This window comes from Parendozoicomonas callyspongiae, from assembly GCF_023502345.1.
GTDB classification, from domain to species: domain Bacteria; phylum Pseudomonadota; class Gammaproteobacteria; order Pseudomonadales; family Endozoicomonadaceae; genus Sansalvadorimonas; species Sansalvadorimonas callyspongiae.
This window is the reverse complement of record NZ_JAMFLX010000069.1, coordinates 1-2,368: the sequence shown is the minus strand read 5'-3', so window position 1 is coordinate 2,368 and position 2,368 is coordinate 1. Positions and strand designations below refer to the sequence as shown.

At 41.0% G+C, this 2,368-nt stretch carries 3 protein-coding genes; all 3 read left to right on the top strand.

Going from position 1 to position 2,368, the window contains the following annotated elements:
* Positions 1-195: 195 nt before the first annotated feature.
* Positions 196-720, top strand: a complete 525-nt coding sequence (locus tag M3P05_RS20240) for a hypothetical protein (protein WP_249701943.1) — start codon at positions 196-198, stop codon at positions 718-720.
* A gap of 32 nt (positions 721-752) precedes the next feature.
* Positions 753-1,325: a hypothetical protein gene (locus M3P05_RS20235; RefSeq protein ID WP_249701942.1), complete on the top strand. Its 573-nt coding sequence runs from the start codon at positions 753-755 to the stop codon at positions 1,323-1,325.
* 211 nt (positions 1,326-1,536) lie between these two features.
* The gene (locus tag M3P05_RS20230) at positions 1,537-2,310 is read left to right on the top strand and encodes a hypothetical protein (RefSeq protein ID WP_249701941.1); all 774 of its coding nucleotides are present in this window, start codon (positions 1,537-1,539) and stop codon (positions 2,308-2,310) included.
* Positions 2,311-2,368: the final 58 nt, after the last annotated feature.

Below are 2,368 nucleotides of genomic sequence, written 5' to 3'. Positions count from 1 at the left end.
GGCGGCGCAGCCCCTTACGCGGGCGTTAGCCGCTGCAATCATCACTCTCTTCATTCTTCGTCAGTTTGAATATTGATATTCTGATGAAACCTAGAAGTACAACCTTGTCTTTGACAAGTCAATCTATGGTAACCATTAGGTATTTAATGCATACTTTTTGATATTACCAAGCACAGACTGATAGAAGGGATTTCTGTGAGTAAAATAAGAAATATGCCCAGGTTACTTACCGCTGGAGAGATCGAAGTCTGCAAAACTATCTTTGATATTAATATCAATTACAGTACTGTTAGAGTGTACCATGAGTCATTTTTTCCCTTTGGTATGCAACCAAATAATGTCGCTATGGCACCCAATGGCAATATATACTTTGATCCTGAAGGTGAGCTTTATGAACAAGACTTCTCAAAAGCTGATATTCATGCCCAAGCACTGTTAATTCATGAGATGACTCATGTATGGCAGCATCAGCAAGGTATAAACGTGAAGCTAAGAGGATCCTTTGAACGTACCTACAAGTATCTACCTTTAACACCTGATAAGAAATTTGAAGAGTATAATATCGAGCAGCAAGGCGACATAGTTCGGGATTTTTTCTATTTGCTAAACGGCTATAAGAAGTCTGAATGGCCGCACATTTCGATTTATCGAAAGCTGATACCTTTCGAGCCTTTGATTCCTTCAAACCCTCCGGAGGGGCAAAAAGGAGTAGTAAATTGACTTCTTGCAGATACGACAGGGTATTTCTCCGAATGTTTGCTCTTTCATGCCTTTTATTAGTTGCATCCTGTCACTCTGGAACTGAGGATACTTCAACATCAAGTACTGCTTGGCAAAGTGTTGCAATATCCACACTGGAGGCAGGCCATTGTGATGATTTCTGGAAAATGATTCACCCCTATGCGAAGCAGGGTAACCCCGATGCTGCTGCTCTGATTGCTGGAGCCATATACTCACATGGGTTTGTACCTCCAGGAGTCAACGATGATGCTTTGTTTCGATTTCGAGCCCTAATGTCAGGATTTAGCCTAAGTGCTAAGTCTGGAGAGCCAAGATCGCTTGAAATGCTTCTAGCACTATCAGAAGCAAATATTTTTCCCAATGATGGAGGAAAAGAGTTCTCACAGTGCCTCGTAGCTGAGGAGAACAAATACAAATGCATTAATAAAGCCATTCAGGACAAGCTGTTTCCCTCCTTTGAACAATGGTTTAAAGAGATTGATTCTCTTAGAAATCCGGGTAGCAAAGCAGTTTGCAATGAGCCAAGTAATAGCCAAAAACTCAATGATGATGATTTCGATGTGGTTCCTGCACTTGATAATTAGTATTAAATGGCTCACTTCCTTGACCTGTGATAGCACATAAACATGGTTACCTGAAGCGTAAGCCTGTTCAATTCAGCACTCAAATTTATGAATAAATTATACCTATGGCTGTCGTGCAACCGTCCACGGCTAACAAGTGCACCAAAGGGACTGCGCCTACGGCGCAGCCCCTTGTGCAAGCGTTAGATTTCAAAACAAAGGAAGTGCAAACATGAGAGAAAAGTTCCTCATTTTTTACATAGCTATATCTGCTTTATTTTTGAATGGATGTTCTAATCCAGAGGAAAGCATTAGTGCTATTGAAGTTCAGTTTACGCAAGCTGCATCTTTAAACAATGATGGTAAATTGATAATAAGCGGTACTACGAATCTACCAGATTCAACGAGCTTGCTCATCTCCCTTGATAATGAGACAACAGGTTTTTCGGCACAATCAAAAGCAACTGTTAATGGATCGGAATTTATATCAGAACCATTAGGTCCTAAAACAGGACTGGCTGACGGGTCATACACAGTAAATATATTAATGCCAAACCCAAGAGGGCAGGCGGAGAAAGTTAGAAAATTGATCGGGGATAAAGGCCAAAATATATCAGGTAAGTTAGTTGTTCCAAGTTCTCTAGGGTTTAACGTTGTAGATTTCAACTTCAATATCAAAATCGGTTCTGAAGAGTCAATCGAAAGCTCAAAAGTAGAGCACCAAAAACTGGTTAGTGGCGTTCATGAAAAAGTAACTTCTCTGATTAAGCAAGGCATAGAGATGGAAAGTTTAAGGGCTTCTGGTCAGATTGAAATGTGTATGGAAAAAATGAGAAGACTTCAACCAGAAACAACTGACTTAAGAGAGCTTTCAAGCTCCTTGCCTTTAAAATACATGAGCCTAAAATCTGCAGTTATAGAGTCATATTCATGCGTCTCATGCAGTCGTTCTGCTAATGATGCTTGTAATCGTGCGAGCAAAGATTTGGAGCAATTTGAAATCTAACAAGAGCGTCGTGTACGGCAGCAAGCTGCCTGGGACGCCTTCGGCGCCCCACACGCAG

Bases quoted from the DNA above. Each gene is read 5' to 3' on its own strand.
- M3P05_RS20235 (WP_249701942.1), top strand. From the start codon at position 753: ATGTTTGCTCTTTCATGCCTTTTATTAGTTGCATCCTGTCACTCTGGA.
- M3P05_RS20230 (WP_249701941.1), top strand. From the start codon at position 1,537: ATGAGAGAAAAGTTCCTCATTTTTTACATAGCTATATCTGCTTTATTT.